15 protein-coding genes and 2 pseudogenes are annotated in these 16,463 nt (G+C 72.3%); 7 read left to right on the forward strand and 10 right to left on the reverse strand.

The window, feature by feature from the left end; translation table 11 throughout:
• Positions 1 to 93 precede the first annotated feature (93 nt).
• Positions 94 to 1,506 (forward strand): amino acid permease, encoded by a 1,413-nt coding sequence (locus ACIQMV_RS14880; protein ID WP_141355917.1) that lies wholly within the window; start codon positions 94 to 96, stop codon positions 1,504 to 1,506.
• Positions 1,507 to 1,536: 30 nt separating this feature from the next.
• On the opposite strand, the gene ACIQMV_RS14885 is transcribed toward ACIQMV_RS14880, so the two are convergent.
• A complete protein-coding gene (locus ACIQMV_RS14885) occupies positions 1,537 to 2,361 on the reverse strand; it encodes an alpha/beta fold hydrolase (protein WP_402592973.1) in 825 nt (274 codons plus the stop codon).
• A gap of 57 nt (positions 2,362 to 2,418) precedes the next feature.
• Here ACIQMV_RS14885 and ACIQMV_RS14890 point away from each other — a divergent pair, with 57 nt between their 5' ends.
• A complete protein-coding gene (locus ACIQMV_RS14890; RefSeq protein WP_402592975.1) occupies positions 2,419 to 2,916 on the forward strand; it encodes a MarR family winged helix-turn-helix transcriptional regulator in 498 nt (165 codons plus the stop codon).
• Between the two features lie 6 nt (positions 2,917 to 2,922).
• Here ACIQMV_RS14890 and ACIQMV_RS14895 read toward each other — a convergent pair whose 3' ends face one another.
• A complete protein-coding gene (locus ACIQMV_RS14895; protein WP_402592977.1) occupies positions 2,923 to 4,086 on the reverse strand; it encodes a CapA family protein in 1,164 nt (387 codons plus the stop codon).
• Between the two features lie 210 nt (positions 4,087 to 4,296).
• On the opposite strand from ACIQMV_RS14895, the gene ACIQMV_RS14900 reads away from it, so the two are divergent.
• The 3 genes from ACIQMV_RS14900 (at position 4,297) to ACIQMV_RS14910 (ending at position 6,311) form a co-directional block, all read left to right on the forward strand.
• A complete protein-coding gene (locus tag ACIQMV_RS14900; RefSeq protein WP_141355925.1) occupies positions 4,297 to 4,845 on the forward strand; it encodes a sigma-70 family RNA polymerase sigma factor in 549 nt (182 codons plus the stop codon).
• A gap of 148 nt (positions 4,846 to 4,993) precedes the next feature.
• Positions 4,994 to 5,509 carry a hypothetical protein gene (locus ACIQMV_RS14905; RefSeq protein WP_402592980.1) on the forward strand — a complete coding sequence of 172 codons (516 nt, stop codon included), beginning with the start codon at positions 4,994 to 4,996 and terminating at the stop codon, positions 5,507 to 5,509.
• A 151-nt stretch (positions 5,510 to 5,660) separates the two neighbouring features.
• Positions 5,661 to 6,311 carry an anti-sigma factor family protein gene (locus ACIQMV_RS14910; RefSeq protein WP_402592981.1) on the forward strand — a complete coding sequence of 217 codons (651 nt, stop codon included), beginning with the start codon at positions 5,661 to 5,663 and terminating at the stop codon, positions 6,309 to 6,311.
• A gap of 4 nt (positions 6,312 to 6,315) precedes the next feature.
• Here the strand turns inward: ACIQMV_RS14910 and ACIQMV_RS14915 are convergent, their stop codons facing one another.
• Together ACIQMV_RS14915 and ACIQMV_RS14920 are read right to left on the reverse strand one after the other, a co-directional pair.
• Positions 6,316 to 7,179 (reverse strand): Fpg/Nei family DNA glycosylase, encoded by an 864-nt coding sequence (locus ACIQMV_RS14915; RefSeq protein WP_402592982.1) that lies wholly within the window; start codon positions 7,177 to 7,179, stop codon positions 6,316 to 6,318.
• A gap of 87 nt (positions 7,180 to 7,266) precedes the next feature.
• The gene (locus tag ACIQMV_RS14920) at positions 7,267 to 9,354 is read right to left on the reverse strand and encodes a SpoIIE family protein phosphatase (protein ID WP_402592984.1); all 2,088 of its coding nucleotides are present in this window, start codon (positions 9,352 to 9,354) and stop codon (positions 7,267 to 7,269) included.
• A 100-nt stretch (positions 9,355 to 9,454) separates the two neighbouring features.
• On the opposite strand from ACIQMV_RS14920, the gene ACIQMV_RS14925 reads away from it, so the two are divergent.
• Both ACIQMV_RS14925 and ACIQMV_RS14930 read left to right on the forward strand, forming a co-directional pair.
• Positions 9,455 to 10,873 carry a lipase maturation factor family protein gene (locus ACIQMV_RS14925; protein ID WP_402592986.1) on the forward strand — a complete coding sequence of 473 codons (1,419 nt, stop codon included), beginning with the start codon at positions 9,455 to 9,457 and terminating at the stop codon, positions 10,871 to 10,873.
• A 41-nt stretch (positions 10,874 to 10,914) separates the two neighbouring features.
• Complete coding sequence (locus ACIQMV_RS14930; protein ID WP_402592987.1) at positions 10,915 to 11,322, forward strand: DUF3224 domain-containing protein; 408 nt, start codon at positions 10,915 to 10,917, stop codon at positions 11,320 to 11,322.
• A 15-nt stretch (positions 11,323 to 11,337) separates the two neighbouring features.
• Here the strand turns inward: ACIQMV_RS14930 and ACIQMV_RS14935 are convergent, their stop codons facing one another.
• From ACIQMV_RS14935 to ACIQMV_RS14960, 6 genes and pseudogenes are all read right to left on the reverse strand, one after another.
• A complete protein-coding gene (locus ACIQMV_RS14935; RefSeq protein ID WP_402592989.1) occupies positions 11,338 to 11,481 on the reverse strand; it encodes a hypothetical protein in 144 nt (47 codons plus the stop codon).
• Positions 11,478 to 12,461: an aldo/keto reductase gene (locus ACIQMV_RS14940; RefSeq protein ID WP_402592991.1), complete on the reverse strand. Its 984-nt coding sequence runs from the start codon at positions 12,459 to 12,461 to the stop codon at positions 11,478 to 11,480. Before ACIQMV_RS14940 ends, ACIQMV_RS14935 begins: the two co-directional genes overlap by 4 nt.
• Positions 12,458 to 12,652 (reverse strand): annotated as a pseudogene (locus ACIQMV_RS14945) (short-chain dehydrogenase); the annotation flags it as partial. The pseudogene ACIQMV_RS14945 and the gene ACIQMV_RS14940, both read right to left, overlap by 4 nt.
• A 3-nt stretch (positions 12,653 to 12,655) precedes the next feature.
• Positions 12,656 to 12,817: pseudogene (locus tag ACIQMV_RS14950) on the reverse strand (fuconate dehydratase); the annotation flags it as partial.
• Positions 12,818 to 12,878: 61 nt separating this feature from the next.
• Positions 12,879 to 13,346: a DUF4231 domain-containing protein gene (locus ACIQMV_RS14955; RefSeq protein ID WP_141355943.1), complete on the reverse strand. Its 468-nt coding sequence runs from the start codon at positions 13,344 to 13,346 to the stop codon at positions 12,879 to 12,881.
• 81 nt (positions 13,347 to 13,427) lie between these two features.
• The gene (locus ACIQMV_RS14960) at positions 13,428 to 16,439 is read right to left on the reverse strand and encodes an alpha-mannosidase (RefSeq protein ID WP_402592993.1); all 3,012 of its coding nucleotides are present in this window, start codon (positions 16,437 to 16,439) and stop codon (positions 13,428 to 13,430) included.
• Positions 16,440 to 16,463 lie beyond the last annotated feature (24 nt).

The following is a 16,463-nucleotide window of genomic DNA, read 5'->3' on the forward strand; positions in this document are numbered from 1 at the left end:
CCCGGACCGTGCCGTGGCGTCTTCCGTACCCGGCGGTGCTGGGCCATCATGATCCGCCGTCAGCCGTTTGCCGTCTGTGAAGAGGTGAGACGCATGGCCGGGCTCCGGATGGGTGAGGGCATTCTCCGTCGTAAGCCCATCGAACACATCGAGGAGACGGAAGCCGCCGAGGGACCACGGCTGGAGCGATCACTCGGCTTGTGGCAGCTGACCGCGATCGGCGTCGGCGGCATCATCGGGGCGGGCATCTTCACTCTCGCCGGCACGGTGGCCAACGGCACGGCGGGTCCCGCGGTGCTGGTGTCCTTTCTCGTCGCCGGTGTCGCCAGCGCGGCGGCGGCCCTGTCGTACGCCGAGTTCGCGGGCCTGATCCCGAAGGCGGGCTCGGCCTACACCTACGGCTACGCGGTGCTCGGCGAGTTCGCCGGCTGGTTCATCGGCTGGGACCTGCTCCTGGAGTACACGGCGATCGTGGCGGTGGTCGCGATCGGCATCTCCGGCTACTTCAGCTTCCTGGTCGGGGACATGGGCGCGCATCTGCCCGCCTGGATGCTGGGCGCGCCCGGCACCGGCGCCGGGCACAAGGTCGACCTGTTCGCGGCGGTCCTGTGCCTGCTGATCGCCTGGCTGCTGAACCTCGGCATCCGCAGCGCGGCCCGCTTCGAGACGATCGTGGTGGGGCTGAAGGTGCTGGTCGTGCTGGTGGTGATCGTGGTCGGCGTCTTCCACATCAACACGGCCCACTACCACCCGTTCTTCCCCTACGGGGTCGGCGGGGCGTTCACGGGTGCGGCGACGGTGTTCTTCGCGGTCTTCGGCTACGACGCGATGTCGACGGCGGCCGAGGAGTCCAAGGACGCGCAGCGGCACATGCCGAAGGCGATCATCTACTCGCTGGCGATCGCGATGGTGCTGTACGTGGCGGCGTGTCTGGTGCTGACCGGCATGCAGAACTACAAGGACATCAACAAGGAGAGCGGCTTCTCCACCGCGTTCAAGTCGGTGGGGCTGAGCCGGCTGGCGGACGTGATCGCGGTGGGCGCGATCATCGGCATTCTTACTGTCATGTTCACGTTCATGCTGGGGGTCACCCGGGTCTGGTTCGCCATGTCCCGGGACGGGCTGCTGCCCAAGTGGTTCGCGAAGACGCACCCCACGCGGCACGTGCCGACGCGGGTGACATGGATCGTCGGCGTGGCGTCGGCCGTCATCGCGGGGTTCCTGCCGATCGCGGAGGCGGCCGAACTGACCAACATCGGCATCCTGCTGGCGTTCGTGGTGGTGTGCACGGCGGTGATCGTGCTGCGCTACCGGCAGCCGGACCTGCCGCGCGGCTTCCGTACGCCGTGGATGCCGTTCGTGCCGGCGCTGGGTGTGGTCTTCTCGCTCTGGCTGATCACGTTCCTGAAGTGGGAGACCTGGGTGCGGTTCGCCGTGTGGTTCCTGATCGGGTGCGTGGTCTACTTCGGGTACTCGTACAAGCGCTCGGAACTGGCCCGGCGTTAGGGCCCGCCGGGCCGGGGGCCGCGGCGGCGTTCAGCGGGCCGGGAGGGCGCGGACGAAGCCGGCGACGATCTCGTTGAACTCCTCCGGCTTCTCCAGGTTCGGGTAGTGGGCGGTGCCCTCGATCGTCACGGAGCGGCCGTCGGGGACGGTGCGGGCGAGGCGTTCGGCCTCGGCGAGGAGGTCGGGTACTTCGAGGGCGCCGTTGACGATGAGCACGGGGACGCCGATCTTCGGCACGCGGTCCCAGGTGCCGGTCAGGGGCACATGCCAGTTCTTCTCGTCGGCGGTGTGCTTGGACAGGGTGTGCAGGGCCATGTCGCGCAGCCGGCGCAGGATGTCCTGGTCCATGTCGTCCGGGGTGCGGTGCGGGCCGGGCGCGAAGCGCAGGAAGGACGCGAGCCAGCCCTCGATGTCGCCGGCGCCCAGGGCGCGGGCCGACTCGGCCTGAGTCTGCCGCGCCCACGGGTCGGTGTACTGGAACTCGCTGGTGGTGGCGCCGCAGGCGACCACCCCACGCACCAGTTCGGGGTACTCCAGCACGGTGTCGGTGGCGATGGCGCCGCCCATCGAGACACCGACGAGGACCGCCGGGCCGGCGTCGAGGTGGCGCAGCAGCGCGGCGAGGTCGTCGGCCCACCGGAACGGCCCGGTCGCGTTGGCGGAGGAGCCGTGGCCGCGTACGTCCGGGGCGATGACCCGGAACTCGGCGGCGAGGGCCGTGATCTGGGCGTCGAGGACGCGGTGGTCGACCCAGCCGGAGTGGAGCAGGACCACGGGGTCCCCGCTGCCGGTGTCGAGGTAGGCGAGGTCGCCGTCGGAGGAAGGGAGGAAACGCAGATCCGCAGCAGCAGTCATGACAACCAGGGTGTCATTCCACGGGAGGTTTGGCAACCAGGGTGTCATGATGGTGCGATGAGCGACATCGCCAGCGACATCGACGACGGTCCCGGGACCCCACTCCCGCCGGACGAACTCGGCCACCGCCTCACCGAGGTGTTCGACCTGATGGGCCCGCTGTACCGGCGGGTGCAGCGCAAGGTCGAGCAGGGCGAGGCCGTCGAGGGGCTGTCCGTCGGCGTACGGGCCGTGCTCGACCTGCTGCACAAGCACGGCCCGATGACCGTTCCGCAGATGGGGCGCGCACAGGCGATCAGCCGCCAGTTCGTGCAGCGCATGGTGAACGACGCGGCGGCCCGCGGCCTGGTGCGCAGCGTCCCGAACCCGGCGCACCAGCGCTCGTCGCTGATCCGGCTCACGGACGCGGGCCGGGCGGCGATCACCGCGGTGCTGGCCCGCGAGCACCTGCTGCTGCGCCGGGTCGGGGGCGATCTGACGGAGTCCGAGGTACGGGCCTGCCTGCGCGTGCTCGAAAAGATGCTCGATCTCTTCGAGCACGTGGACGTCGACTGACCGGCCTCACTCCCCCATGACGAGCCCGTCCTTCGCCGCGCCCCGGCTGAGCACCGCGGTGCGGATCCGGTCGCGCACGCCCTGGAGGTCGGCGCCCTGAGCGATGGCCCTGCCGAGGTTCAGCACCCGGCCGGCGTCGAGGTCGAACACCTCGGGGACGAACTCGGCCCGGGCCACCTCCCAGCGCCCGCCCGGCCGGGCGGGCGGGGAGAAGGTGAAGCGGGCGAGGGTGCTCTGGTTGGCGCGCGGGTTCCGTCGGCCGCTGTCGTCGGTCGTGGCGCCGGCGATCTGGTCACCGAGGCCGTAGACCACCCAGGTGCCGTTGACCTTCTCGTAGGCCTGTGGGACATGGGCGTGGCTGCCGAGGATCAGGTCGACGTCGGGCCGGCCGCCGGATTGCGAGGCGGTCAGCTTCCGGGCGAGCTCCAGTTGCTGTGCGTCGGGCGCCTCCTGCCATGCCCGGCCCCAGTTCAGGGACACGACCACGACCTCGGCACCCGCCTGGCGGGCGGCCCTGGCGTCCTCGATGATCCGCTTCTCGTCGATCACGCGGACGGCCCACGGCTGATCGGGTGGAAGGTCCTCGTTCGTCCCGTAGGTGTAGGCGAGGTGGGCGACCACGGCCCGCCCGGCCTGGAGGAGCGTGCCGCGTGACTCGCTGTCGGCGCGCGCCGTACCGGCGTGCCGCAGCCCGGCTTCGTCGAGGGCGTCCAGGGTGCGCCGGACGCCGTCGGCGCCGTCGTCCAGGGCGTGTTCGGAGGCGGTGGCGCAGCTGTCGTAGCCCACCGCGGCGAGGGACGGCGCCAGTTCGGGCGGGGTCTTGTAGCTCGGGGCGCCGGTGTACGGCGCGTTCGCGCCGAAGACGGTACCCAGCTGGCACAGCGCCAGATCGGCCCGGGAGACGATGTCCTTGACGCCTTCGAGCATCGGACGGAAGTCGTGGCCCGAGCCGCCCGCGTCGAAGGCGGCCCGCTCCAGCACCGGGGTCTCGGGCAGGATGCCGCCGGAGGCGACGAGCGTGAACGCGCCGGGCGCGGTCGCGGAGTCCGGGGCCGGGGCGGCTCGTCCGGGCGGAGGGTGCTGCTCTTCCCTTTGGTGGGCCTGGCAGGCGGCGGCCGCGGTGAGGAGGGCCGTCACGACCAGGGACACCTGCTGTCTGCGTGCGATCATCAGTTCACCCCAAGGCGGTCGTATGGACAGACAAATGGGTACGAATCTGACGGCTTTCGCAAACGGTATCGGGGCTTCGTTAGCCCGTTCGTGTGCAACAAGGGGCCTGACGGACCGTTCGTCGTACCGTTCGTCGACGCGATCGACCGTCCGTCGCACAGCAGTGCGCGCGCCCTGTCCCCGTGCGACCCCCTGCGATGCCATACGGCCATGACGGCCGGAACCACCCTCCCGCACGGGACGACGACCGCCGAGCACGAGCTCGCCGCACTGCAACGCGAGCACGGCCGACCGCTCTTCGCACTGCTGCTGCGCCTGTGCGACGGCGACCGCCAGCGCGCCGAGGACCTGCTCCAGGAGACGCTCGTCCGCGCCTGGCAGCACCCCGAGGCGCTGCGCGCCGACGCCTTCGACTCGGTGCGGCCGTGGCTGCTGACCGTGGCACGCCGGCTCGCGATCGACGCGCGCCGCGCCCGGCAGGCCCGGCCGCCCGAGGTCGGGGACGCGGACCTGGAGAACGCGCGGGTCATCGCCGACCACGCCGAGCGGTCCGCCGCGACGCTCGACGTCCGGGAGGCTGTGAAGACACTCACTCCCGAGCACCGTGAAGTCCTGGTGCTGGTGTACTTCCGGGGGGCCAGTGTGGCGGAGGCCGCCCGGACCCTGGGCATCCCACCCGGTACCGTGAAGTCCCGCGCGTACTACGCGCTGCGCGCCCTGCGCCGAATGCTTCCGGGATACGCGGCCGACCTGCGGTGAAACCGACTGCCGAGTCAAACCTCCGTAAAGCGCCTTGCCGTGGACCGCTGTTGAGTAATCGGCTGTCCTCATCCGTGTTCCGACAGGGGGCATGATCCCGGGACCCGGGGTCGGGCGAGGAGCGCGCACCGGAGGAAGGCAGGAAGGGATGCTGCACAGAGGTCACGAGAGCACGGACGGCCAGGGCGGCGGCGAACTGGCCGTCCCCATGGCCTGGTTGTACGCCGAGTACATCGCCGACGAACTGCTGCGCACCGGCGATCTGATGCCGCCGACGTCGTTCGAGTTCCGCGCCGGGCGGGACGCGCTGGCGCTCACCATCTTCCTCTCCGACACCGGCGGCGAGCTCTCCCGTGTCCGGGTGGTCTCCCAGCTGGAGACCTGGCTGTCGCTGACCGCGTACGACCAGCCGTGGCAGGACTGGGTGTGCGAGCGGATGGCCTGCCTCGCGGCCGAGGCACACGCCCGCGGGGTGCCCTCGCCGGACCTGGCGCTGGCCGGGGCGGCCTGGCGCTGGCTGGAGGAGACCGAGCTGCTCGCGCCCGATCTGGACGCGGTGCCGGGCGGTGCGGGCGTGGTCGGCGAGGACGAGGGACCGAAGGTGTGGACGCCCGCGTGGCGGCTCGGACTGCCCCTCGGGCATCTGGCCATCCACCTCTTCTAGATCTTTCCCGGAGTCCGACCAATCCGCGGGACCGGCGGCTCCGAACGTCTTGATTACGATTCGGAACGTGGCTGAGTGAATCCGGTGCCGGGTGCGTACGGGTGGGAGCAAGGAGTAACCCCACCCGCACTCACAGGCACGAGGATTCGGCATGAGGTCCCTGGAACGGCATCGCGACGTCGGCGCGTACGCGCTCGGCATGCTGGACGAGGCGGACGCCTTCCGCTTCGAGGACCACCTCATGGAGTGCCCTCGCTGCGCGGCGCAGGTCACCGAGTTCGGACCCACGGCGCGGCAGTTGATGCTGTACCGGCGGGCCACGCCGCGCTTCGTGCACCCCATGACCCGGCCCGGCCCCGCGCTGCTGGACCGGCTGCTCGGCGACGTGGCGCGGCGGCGCCGGGCCGGACGCCGGCGCGTCCTCTACGGGCTGGCCGCCTCGGTGGTGCTCGCCGTGGGCGGACCCGCGGTCGCCGCCGTCGCCGGGCACCACGACGGGCCCGCCCGGTACTCGGCGACCGACGCGACCACGGGCGTGTGGGCCGAGGTCAGGGCCGCCGACCGGGACTGGGGCAGCGATGTGGAGGTGCGGGTCAAGGACGGCGCGGGCCCCCATACCTGCCGGCTCGTCGTGGTCGGCCGGGACGGCTCGGAGCAGATCGTGACCACCTGGAACGTCCCCCCGCACGACGTGCGACCCAGCACGGTGGCGGGCGGCACGACGATGCATCCGGGCCAGATCGACCGCTTCGAGGTGCGCACCGCGGACGGACAGCCCCTGGTGACCCTCGACGCGCGCTGATCCGTCACTTGAGCAGCCGGGACAGGCGTCGGTCGGCCAGCGGTTTCCCGCCCGTCTGGCAGGTCGGGCAGTACTGGAGCGAGGAGTCGCTGAAGGACACCTCGCGGATGGTGTCCCCGCACACCGGGCAGGGCTCGCCGGTCCGGCCGTGCACGCGCAGGCCGCCCTTCTTCTCCGCCTTCAGCCGTCCGGCCGCCAGGCCCCTGGAGCGCGCGACCGCCTCCGTCAGGGTGGTGCGCAGCGCCTCGTACAGGGTTCGCGTCTCCCGCGGCGTCAGGGAGGCGGCCAGCTTGAACGGGGACATCTTCGCCGCGTGCAGGATCTCGTCGCTGTAGGCGTTGCCGACACCCGCGATCAGGCCCTGGTCGCGCAGGGCGCCCTTGATCTGCCGCCGCTCCCCCGCGAGCAGCCGGGCGAACCGGTCCTCGTCGAAGTCGTCGGCCAGCGGGTCGGGACCGAGGCGGGCCACACCGGGCACCTCCCGCGGATCCCGTACGACGTACACCGCGAGCCGCTTCTGAGTGCCTGCCTCGGTGAGGTCGAACCCCGCGCCGTTCTCCAGGGCGACGCGCAGGGCGAGCGGGCCCTTGCCGGGGCGGGGCGCGCCGTCGGGCAGACGGTCCTTCCACTGGAGCCAGCCCGCGCGGGCCAGGTGGGTGACGAGGTGGGGGCCGCCGTCGGTGCCCAGGTCCAGGAACTTGCCGTGCCGGTGCACCGCGGTGACCTCGCGGCTCTCGAGGGCGGTGACCGGGGGGTCGTACGTCTTCAGCACGCTGATCGCGACGGGCAGCACGCGCACGATCTCGTGGCCGACCAGGTGGTCGGCCAGGAAGTCCTTGAGCGCTTCGACCTCGGGCAGTTCCGGCATAGGTCCAGAGTGCCACCGCGGGCCCGGGGCGCCATGCGGTGCGCCGGACGCCTCGGCTCCCGGCTCCCGGCTCCCAGCCCTCGTCTCTCACCTCTGATCAGGGACCGCGAACTCGCACCACACGCACTTGCCGCCGCCGCGCGCCTCCACGCCCCACACGTCGGTGAGCCGGTCCACGAGCAGCAGTCCCCGGCCGGAGACGCCGTCCTCTCCCGGATCGCGGCGGCGCGGCAGGGCGCTGGAGGTGTCCTCGACCTCGATCCGCAGCCGCCGGTCGGGGCCGCCGAGGTCCCGCAGGGTGACGATCGCGGCGCCCTCGGTGTGCATCAGGGCGTTGGTGATCAGTTCGTCGGCCACGAGTTCGATCTCGTAGGCGTTTTCCTCGGCGCCCCGGTCCCGCACCGCCGTGCGGATCATGTGCCGGGCCCGGGTCAGGGCCTCGGGATCGCCGGGGGGCACGTACTGCTGGAGCCGGCCGACGGGCTGCCGCTCGGCCGGCACCCGGCGGCGCAGCACCAGCAGGGCCACGTCGTCGTCGCCGCCCCGCGCCTCGGCCATCGCGATCAGCCGGTCCGCGAGGTCCCGTACGTCGCCGGGTCCGGCGGCGACGGACCGTGCCAGGGCCCGCATGCCGTCGTCGAGGTCGGCGCCGGGCTGTTCGACCAGGCCGTCGGTGCACAGCACCAGGGACTGCCCGGGATCGAGCTCCATGGTGCCGACCGGGTACTCCAGGCTGCCGAACTCGGCGGACAGGCCGAGCGGCAGCCCCCCGTCGACGGCGACCCGGTGGCAGCTTCCGTCGTTGTGCCGGACCAGCGGGTCGATGTGCCCGGCCCGCACCAGCTGGACCACGCCGGTGGACAGGTCGGCCTCCGCGTACAGGCAGGTGGCGAAGCGCTCCGTGTCGAGTTCGTGCAGGAAGACCGACGCGCGGGCCATCACGGTGGCCGGCGCGTGGCCCTCGGCCGCGTAGGCGCGCAGCACGATACGGAGCTGGCCCATGACGGCGGCGGCGTGCGTGTCGTGGCCCTGGACGTCGCCGATGACGGCGCCGACCCGGCCGCCGGGCAGCGGGATCAGGTCGTACCAGTCGCCGCCGATGTCCCGGCCCAGGGAGCCGCCCGCGTAGCCGGAGCGGTAGCGGACGGCGACGTCGGCGCCGGGCACGCTGGGGATGGTGCGCGGCAGCATGGCCTGTTGCAGGCCCTGGGCGAGGTCCTTCTCCTGCTCGTAGAGCATGGCCCGCTGGAGGCTCTGCGCGATGCTGCTGCCGAGGGCGATCAGTACGTTGCGCTCCTCCGAGGTGAAGCCCCGCCGGTCGCTGTAGAGCAGGCCCATGCCGCCGATCGGGCGGGCCTGGGCGATCAGCGGCAGATAGGCCGCCGAGGTGATGTCGAGTCCGGTGATGTGCGGCCACAGGACGGGGTAGCGCTCGGCGAAGTCCTCGGGGGACTCGATGAAGCGGGGGCTGAGGGTGCGCACGGCCTCGCTCATCGGGTAGGGCTCGTCGATCCGGGTGACGCGGGTGCCGGGCACGGAGGAGCCCTCGGGACCCTCGGCGACGAGCCGGATGCGGCCGGCCTCGACCAGGCCGAGGACCAGGCTCTTGGAGCCGAGGAGGGCCAGCCCGTGGGAGTCCTTGACGACGTCGATGACGTCCTGCACGGTGCGCGCGTGGGCGAGGGCGGCGGTGGCGGTCTCCACGACGTTGGTCTGCTTGCGCCGGGCCGCGGCGTGGGCGGCCCGCTCCCCGCGGGCCGCGATGTCGCCGAGTTCCTCGGAGGCGTCGCGGAGGATCCCGGTGATCCTGCGCGGCCGGCCCGTCCCGTCGCGCTGGATGTAGCCCTGCACGTGGGCCCAGCGCAGGCCGCCGTCGCGCAGGCGCAGGCGGACGTAGGTGCCGTAGTTCTGGCGGCCCTCCTTCATCGCCCGGGCCACCAGGGCGTCCAGGCGCTCACGCTCGGACCGCAGCAGCCGCCGGCCCACGGTGCCCGGACGGCGGTCGTCCTCCCCGGGGGTGAGGTCGAAGATCCGGTGGGCCTGGGCGTCCAGGTGTACGAGCCCGGCGTCCAAATCCCAGTCGAAGGTGCCCATCCCGTTGAGCGCCAGAATGGGATCCGGGGTGGCGGGCCAGTCCTCCGGGAGCGACAGGGCGGGGGCTCCCTGTTCAGCCATGGGGACACCTTGCCAGGGATCGGCTGATTCTTCGAGCCGGGGGTGGGGTAGCCGGGGCCCGTGACTTTCCCGGAGGACGAGAGGAGAGGAGCGCTCGACCGTGGGTTGGTTCACCGCACCCGAGTACTGGCTGAGCCGGCTGGTCTTCCAGCGGGCGCTGGCCGTGGTGTATCTCGTCGCCTTCCTGACGGCGGCCCTCCAGTTCCGGGCGCTGCTCGGCGAACGGGGCATGCTGCCGATCCCCCGTTTCCTCCAGCGGGTGCCGTTCACCCGGGCGCCGAGCCTGTTCCACCTGCGCTACTCCGACCGGCTCTTCGCGGTCGTCGCCTGGGCCGGGTGCGCGGTGTCGGCGGCGCTGGTCGCGGGCGCGGACTCGCTGGTGCCGCTGTGGGCGGGCATGCTGCTGTGGCTCGTCCCCTGGGCGCTGTACCTGTCGATCGTCAACGTCGGGCAGACCTGGTACGGCTTCGGGTGGGAGTCGCTGCTGCTGGAGACGGGGTTCCTCGCGGTCTTCCTCGGCAACGACGAGGTGGCCCCGCCCGTCGTCGTGCTGTTCCTGCTGCGCTGGATCCTCTTCCGTGTCGAGTTCGGCGCCGGGCTGATCAAGCTGCGCGGCGACGCCTGCTGGCGGAAGCTGACCTGTCTGCACTACCACCACGAGACGCAGCCCATGCCGGGCCCGCTGAGCTGGTTCTTCCACCATCTGCCGGGCCCGCTGCACAAGGCGGAGGTGGCCGCCAACCATGTCACGCAGCTGATCGTGCCGTTCCTGCTGTTCACTCCGCAGCCCATCGCCACGGCCGGCGCCGCGCTGATGATCGTCACCCAGCTGTGGCTGGTGCTGTCCGGGAACTTCGCCTGGCTGAACTGGATCACGATCGTGCTGGCGCTGTCCGCGGTCCGCTTCCCGGGGAACGCGCCGTCCTTGCCGGCCGCGCCGCTGTGGTACGAGGTCGTGGTGCTGGCCGTCGCCGTGCTGGTGGTGTTCCTCAGCTACCGCCCGGTGGTGAACATGGTCTCCCGCCGGCAGGTCATGAACCGCTCCTTCGACCCGCTGCACCTGGTCAACACCTACGGCGCGTTCGGCAGCGTCAGCCGTGTCCGCTACGAGGTGGTGGTGGAGGGCACGCTGGACGAGGACCACGAGGACGCGGAGTGGCGGGAGTACGAGTTCCGGGGCAAGCCCGGTGATCCCCGGCACTGGCCGCGCCAGTTCGCGCCCTACCATCTGCGCCTGGACTGGATGATGTGGTTCGCCGCGCTGTCCCCGGCGTACGCGGGCGTCTGGTTCGGCGCGCTGGTGGAACGGCTCCTGGAGAACGACCGCGACACCCTCCGGCTGCTGCGCCGCTCCCCCTTCCCACCCGACGAGCCCCCGCGCTACGTCCGCGCCCGGCTCTTCCGCTACCACTACACGACCTGGCGGCAGCTGCGGGCCACCGGTGCCTGCTGGGACCGGACCTATGTGCGGGACTTCCTGCCGCCGACCCGGCTGGCGGCAGGCGCCCGGGAGCCGTGACCGGCCCCCCGTTGTCGGACCCGGACGGTACGGTCACGGGCATGAGAGCTACGGGTACCTTCACCGTGAAGTCGTTCAACCCCACCGGTCTCAAGCCGGACCCGGACGTCTCCACCGCCCTCCCGGTCGGCGTCGCCACGCTGGAGAAGCACTTCGAGGGCGAGATCACCGGCCGTGCGGCGACCCTGTTCACCGCCGCGTACGACCAGGAGTCCGGAGTCGGCACGTATGTGGCGATGGAGTCGTTCGAGGGCACCCTGCACGAGCGGCAGGGCGCCTTCAACTTCGTCCACTCGGCCACGACGACGGGCACCGACCGCACGGCCGAGTTCTTCACCGTCGTCCCCGCGAGCGGCACCGGCGAGCTGGCCGGGATCACCGGCACCGGCGGCCTGCGGGTCGACGCGGACGGCACGCACCGGATCTGGTTCGACTACGAACTCGGCTGAGGCGCGCCCGCCCGGTCACAGTCCGTACAGCGCCCTCCCCTCGAAAACCGCCCCGCGTTCGGCGGCGGTCTTCGAGGTCAGCTCCCGGACCGCGGCGAGGACCTCGGCGTGGTCACGCGCCGTCAGGTCCCGGACGTGGTGGTGGGCGTCCACCGTCACGGCGTCGCCCCTCGTGGCGGCTCCTCCGGGGGCAGCAGTCCGGTGTCTCTCAGCTCCTGCCAGAAGGCGGCAGGCGCAGGTGTGGCGAACCGCTCGGCGCAATCGCGGACTTCATCGGCGGAGCGGGTACCGACCAGGACGGAGACCACGGCCGGGTGGTCGGCGCAGAACCTCAGGGCCGCGCCCCGCAGGGTGAGGCCGTGGCGGTCGGCAACCGCCTTCATCCGCCAGGCTCGATCCACCAACTCCGGTGGCGCACTGGCGTAGTTGTACGTGGCTCCGGGCCTGGGATCCGCCAGCAGGCCGGAGTTGAAGGCGCCGCCGATGACGACGGACACGCCCCGCTCGGCGGCCGCGGGCAGCAGCTCCGTCCGGGCGCGCTGGTCGAGCAGGGTGTACCGGCCGGCGCACAGCACCACGTCCACGTCCGTGTCGCGGACGAAGCGGGTCAGCATCTCCGACTGGTTCATGCCCGCCCCGATGGCTCCGACCACGCCCTGGGCACGCAGTTCCTCCAGCGCCGGGTAGCCCTCGCGGAAGGCCTGCTCGGCGTGGTCGTCGGGGTCGTGGAGGTAGACGACGTCGACGCGCTCCAGGCCGAGCCGTTCGAGGCTGGCCTCCAGACCGCGCCGTACCCCGTCGGCGCTGAAGTCCCACACCCGGCGGTGGGTGGCGGGCACGGCGAAGCCGTGGGCGAGGTCGCTCCCGCCCGGGTCCGCGGGCTCGAGCAGGCGGCCGACCTTCGTGGAGATCGTGTACGCCGACCGGGGAAGGCCGCGCAGGGCCGCGCCGAGCCGGCGTTCGGACAGGCCGAGGCCGTAGTGCGGGGCGGTGTCGAAGTAGCGGATGCCCTGTTCCCAGGCGGCGGCCACGGCCGCCCGTGCCTGCTCCTCGTCCACCTCGGTGTAGAGGTTGCCGATGGCGGCGGCACCGAAGCCGAGGGCGCTGACCTCGACCCCGCTCCCGCCCAGCGTCCTCACCGGGCCTCCCGGCGCGGCCGCAGGCCCCGCGTGCCGCCGTCGACGGCGAGGGCGAGGGCGGTGCCGGTGGTGGCACCGGACGGCGGGCTCGCCGAGTACGCGACGGCCGTGGTGACTCCGGCGGGGACCAGGCGACCGGTGGGCCGGCGGGCTTCCGGCGCGGCCCGTTCGGCGGTCGGATCGGGGGCGGCGGCATGGCCCTCGGGTCCGTCGTCGGCGTCCGTGCGCGGTACGACGTGGGCCGCCGAGCAGTCGGGGTCCGGGTTCATCGCGTCGGAGCCGTCGAGTGCGCACGAGGCGGGGAAGCGGATGTCGTAGGTGTCGGCCGCGGTGATGCGGGCGGGCGTCGCGGACACGGATGGCCTTTCGGTCGGTGGCGGGGGAACTCGCGAGGTCGGGCCTGGACTCCGGTCGTACTCAGGGGCCGGGGGCCGGCAGTGGCGGTTCCGGACTGCGGGTCCGGGACTCGGACCATTCGCGCAGTTCATCGGCGCCGACCTCCTCGATCACTGTCCGCAGGGTCTGCCGGGCCGCGGCGTCGCGTTCCGGTTCGGGCAGGAGCAGATACCGGTCGACGGCCCTGCGCAGGGTCTCGCGTGCCCGCGCGGTGAGCACCCAGCGGGAGCCGGGGTCGAACAGCTGCCGCATGCCGGTGAAGAACACGGCACCGCCCGCGATCACCGCGGTCAGCCAGGCCGGTGCGTGCAGACCGGCGGCGACGACCGTCACCGAGGTGGTGGCGAGGGCGCCCAGTTCCGTGCCCCGGTGCAGCCGCCTGGCCCGGTCACAGGACCGGGTGTAGAACGTCAACTCCCGTTCGGCCAATGCCAGCAGGGGATCCGGCTGGGCGGCCCAGGAGTGATCGGGCACCACTCTTCGTGTCATCGCCACATCATCGTGTCCGCGCACCTCACCGGGAAAGAGCGGCACGGCACGATCCCGCCGCGCCGCCCCCGGGTCAGGGCCTCACGCGCGCCGCAGCCGCAGCGTCATCAGCTCGAACGGGCGCAGCCGCACGGCGATCCGGCCGCCGTCCCGCTCCGGTTCGGCCGTCTCGGGCAGGGGCCGCTCCAGCAGGTCCGTCACCGTCACGTCAGCGACCTCGAACCCGGCCGTCAGGGTCGCCCCCGCCCGGCCGCCGTGGGCCTCGTGGAAGCGGACCACCACGTCACCGCTGCCGTCGTCGGCCAGTTTCACCGCCGTCACGACCACCGCGTCCTCGTCCACCGTCACCAGCGGAGCCACCTCCCCGCCGCCGGTCAGCCGCCGCTCGGGCATGTTGATCCGCCAGCCCTCGCGGACCGCGTCCCCGATGTCCGCGCCGGGCACCAGGGCGTGCCGGAAGCGGTGCGTGCCCTGGTCGGTCTCGGGGTCGGGGAAGCGCGGGGCGCGCAGCAGGGACATCCGGACCGTGGTGGTGGTGCCCCGGTCGCCGTCGGTGCGGACCGTGCGGGTCACATCGTGGCCGTACGTCGAGTCGTTGACGACGGCGACGCCCCAGCCGGGCTCGGCCACATGCACGAAGCGGTGGTTGCAGGCCTCGAACTTGGCCGCGTCCCAGGAGGTGTTGGTGTGGGTGGGCCGGTAGAAGTGCCCGAACTGCGTCTCCGACGCGTACCGTTCGGCGTGCACGTCGAGCGGGAAGGCCAGCTTGAGGAACTTCTCCGTCTCGTACCAGTCCACCTCGGTGTCCAGCACCAGCCGCCGCTCCCCCGCCGGAAGCGACAGCACCTGGGTGACCCGGGAGTCCCCGAAGGACCGTACGACCCGTACCGAGGCACCGTCCTCTCCGGCCGTGACGGACTCGGCGTCGGTGAGGTCGGTGACCGTGTTGCGGTAGAACTCGTCCACGTCCCAGGCGTCCCACATGTTCGGAAGGTCCGGGTGCAGTTGGAGGAGGTTCGCGGCCCGGCCCGGTGCGATCGTCTCCCGGCCGGCCTCGATGTCGTACGCCGAGACGACCAGGCCGCGGTCGTCGATCCCGATCCGCAGCAGACCGTTGTCCAGCACGTGTCCGCCGCCCGCGCGGGGCCTCAGCTCCGTGCTTCCCCCGGCGGCCGGTGTGGCGGCGCCGCCGGCCGGGACGCCCGCCCGTGCGTGCGGGGCCGCGTTGAAGACCAGCGGTGTGGCGCCCTCACCCGCCAGGGCGCGCTGGGCGGACTCGACGATCCGGTTCAGCTCCCCGCCGATCCGCTCGTACGTGTCCCGCGCCTCGCGGTGCACCCAGGCGATGGAGGAGCCGGGCAGGATGTCGTGGAACTGGTGCAGCAGCACCGTTTTCCAGACCCGGTCCAACTCCTCGTAGGGGTAGGCGAATCCGGTGCGAACGGCCGCCGTCGCCGCCCACAGCTCGGCCTCCCGCAGCAGGTGTTCGCTGCGCCGGTTGCCCTGCTTGGTCCCCGCCTGGCTGGTGAGGGTGGCGCGGTGCAGCTCCAGGTACAACTCACCGACCCAGACGGGGGCTTGCGGGTACTCGGCCTCGGCCCGGTCGAAGAAGGCCCGCGGTGTCTCCCACACCACTCGCGCGGAGCCCTCCAGGTCGCGCAGCCGGGCCGCCTTGGCGACCATCTCCCGGGTGGTGCCGCCGCCTCCGTCGCCCCAGCCGGTGGGGGCGAGGGAGTGCCGGGCGGCGCCCTTGTCCTTGAAGGTGCGTGCGGCGTGGGCGATCTCGGCGCCCGCCATGGAGCAGTTGTAGGTGTCGACGGGCGGGAAGTGGGTGAAGATCCGCGTGCCGTCGATGCCCTCCCACCAGAACGTGTGGTGCGGAAAGGCGTTCGTGCGTGACCAGGAGATCTTCTGTGTGAGCAGTCGGGTGGAGCCCGCCGCCCTGATGATCTGCGGCAGTCCCGCGGCGAAGCCGAACGTGTCGGGCAGCCATGCCTCGTCGTTCTCGATGCCGAACTCGTCGAGGAAGAACCGCTTGCCGTGCACGAACTGCCGGGCCATCGCCTCCGAGCCGGGCATGTTGGTGTCGGCCTCCACCCACATGCCCCCGGCCGGCACGAACCGCCCGTCGGCCACGGCCTTCTTCACCCGCGCCCACACCTCGGGTCGCCGTTCCTTGAGCCACGCCCACTGCTGGGCCTGGGACATGGCGAAGACGAACTCCGGCTCGTCCTCGAGCAGCGCGGTCATGTTGGAGGCGGTGCGGGCCACCTTGCGCACGGTCTCGCGCAGCGGCCACAGCCACGCCGAGTCGATGTGGGCGTGCCCGACCGCGCTGATCCGGTGCGCGGAGGCGGCGGCGGGCGCGGCCAGCACCTCGGTGAGCCGGGCGCGGGCCCGCTCCGCCGTGCCGTTCACGTCCTGGAGATCGACCGCGTCGAGCGCCCGGTCCACCGCGCGCAGGATCTCCCAGCGGCGCTGCGAGTCCGCCGGCAGCTCGGTCATCAGCTCGCCCAGCACCTCCAGGTCGATGACGAGCTGCCACACGTTCTCGTCGAACACGGCGAGGTCCATGCGGGTGAGCGTGTACTGCGGCTCGTCGCCCGCCGTCTCCCGGTCCCCCAGCGGGGTGGGCAGGAAACCGGGGATGACGGGGTTGGAGGCGGCCTCGATGTGCAGGCGCACCTCCTCGCCGCCCAGGGCGGGGGCACCGACGCGGACCCACTGGTTGCGCGGGTTGAGCCCTTTCACCGGGGTGCCGTCCGGCCGGAGGACCAGGCCCTCGCACTGGAAGCCGGGCATGTTCTCGTCGAAGCCGAGGTCGAGCAGGGCTTCGACGGTTCTCCCGGCCCATGCCTCGGGCACGGTGCCGGTCACCCGGAACCAGCTGGTGCCCCACGGCGCACCCCACCGGCTGCCCACCTCGATCGGCTCGGGCTCGGCGGCCAGGCCCTCGGCGACCGGTACGGGCTCGCCGGGCGCGTGCCACACCGCCACCTCCAGCGGGACGGACTCGGGATACACGGCGGGACGGATGCGCTCGTCGAGCACCCGCCGGAGGCGGGCCTCGACCAGGCCGCGGTCGTCATGCATGCGGGACGCTCCGTGGGGTGGGCG

Origin of the sequence: Streptomyces sp. NPDC091412, assembly GCF_044756885.1 — a bacterium.
Classification (GTDB): Bacteria; Actinomycetota; Actinomycetes; order Streptomycetales; family Streptomycetaceae; genus Streptomyces.

Coding starts and splice junctions, on each gene's coding strand:
- ACIQMV_RS14880 (WP_141355917.1), top strand. CDS start 94: ATGGCCGGGCTCCGGATGGGTGAGGGCATTCTCCGTCGTAAGCCCATC.
- ACIQMV_RS14885 (WP_402592973.1), bottom strand. CDS start 2,361: ATGACTGCTGCTGCGGATCTGCGTTTCCTCCCTTCCTCCGACGGCGAC.
- ACIQMV_RS14890 (WP_402592975.1), top strand. CDS start 2,419: ATGAGCGACATCGCCAGCGACATCGACGACGGTCCCGGGACCCCACTC.
- ACIQMV_RS14895 (WP_402592977.1), bottom strand. CDS start 4,086: ATGATCGCACGCAGACAGCAGGTGTCCCTGGTCGTGACGGCCCTCCTC.
- ACIQMV_RS14900 (WP_141355925.1), top strand. CDS start 4,297: ATGACGGCCGGAACCACCCTCCCGCACGGGACGACGACCGCCGAGCAC.
- ACIQMV_RS14905 (WP_402592980.1), top strand. CDS start 4,994: ATGCTGCACAGAGGTCACGAGAGCACGGACGGCCAGGGCGGCGGCGAA.
- ACIQMV_RS14910 (WP_402592981.1), top strand. CDS start 5,661: ATGAGGTCCCTGGAACGGCATCGCGACGTCGGCGCGTACGCGCTCGGC.
- ACIQMV_RS14915 (WP_402592982.1), bottom strand. CDS start 7,179: ATGCCGGAACTGCCCGAGGTCGAAGCGCTCAAGGACTTCCTGGCCGAC.
- ACIQMV_RS14920 (WP_402592984.1), bottom strand. CDS start 9,354: ATGGCTGAACAGGGAGCCCCCGCCCTGTCGCTCCCGGAGGACTGGCCC.
- ACIQMV_RS14930 (WP_402592987.1), top strand. CDS start 10,915: ATGAGAGCTACGGGTACCTTCACCGTGAAGTCGTTCAACCCCACCGGT.
- ACIQMV_RS14955 (WP_141355943.1), bottom strand. CDS start 13,346: ATGACACGAAGAGTGGTGCCCGATCACTCCTGGGCCGCCCAGCCGGAT.
- ACIQMV_RS14960 (WP_402592993.1), bottom strand. CDS start 16,439: ATGCATGACGACCGCGGCCTGGTCGAGGCCCGCCTCCGGCGGGTGCTC.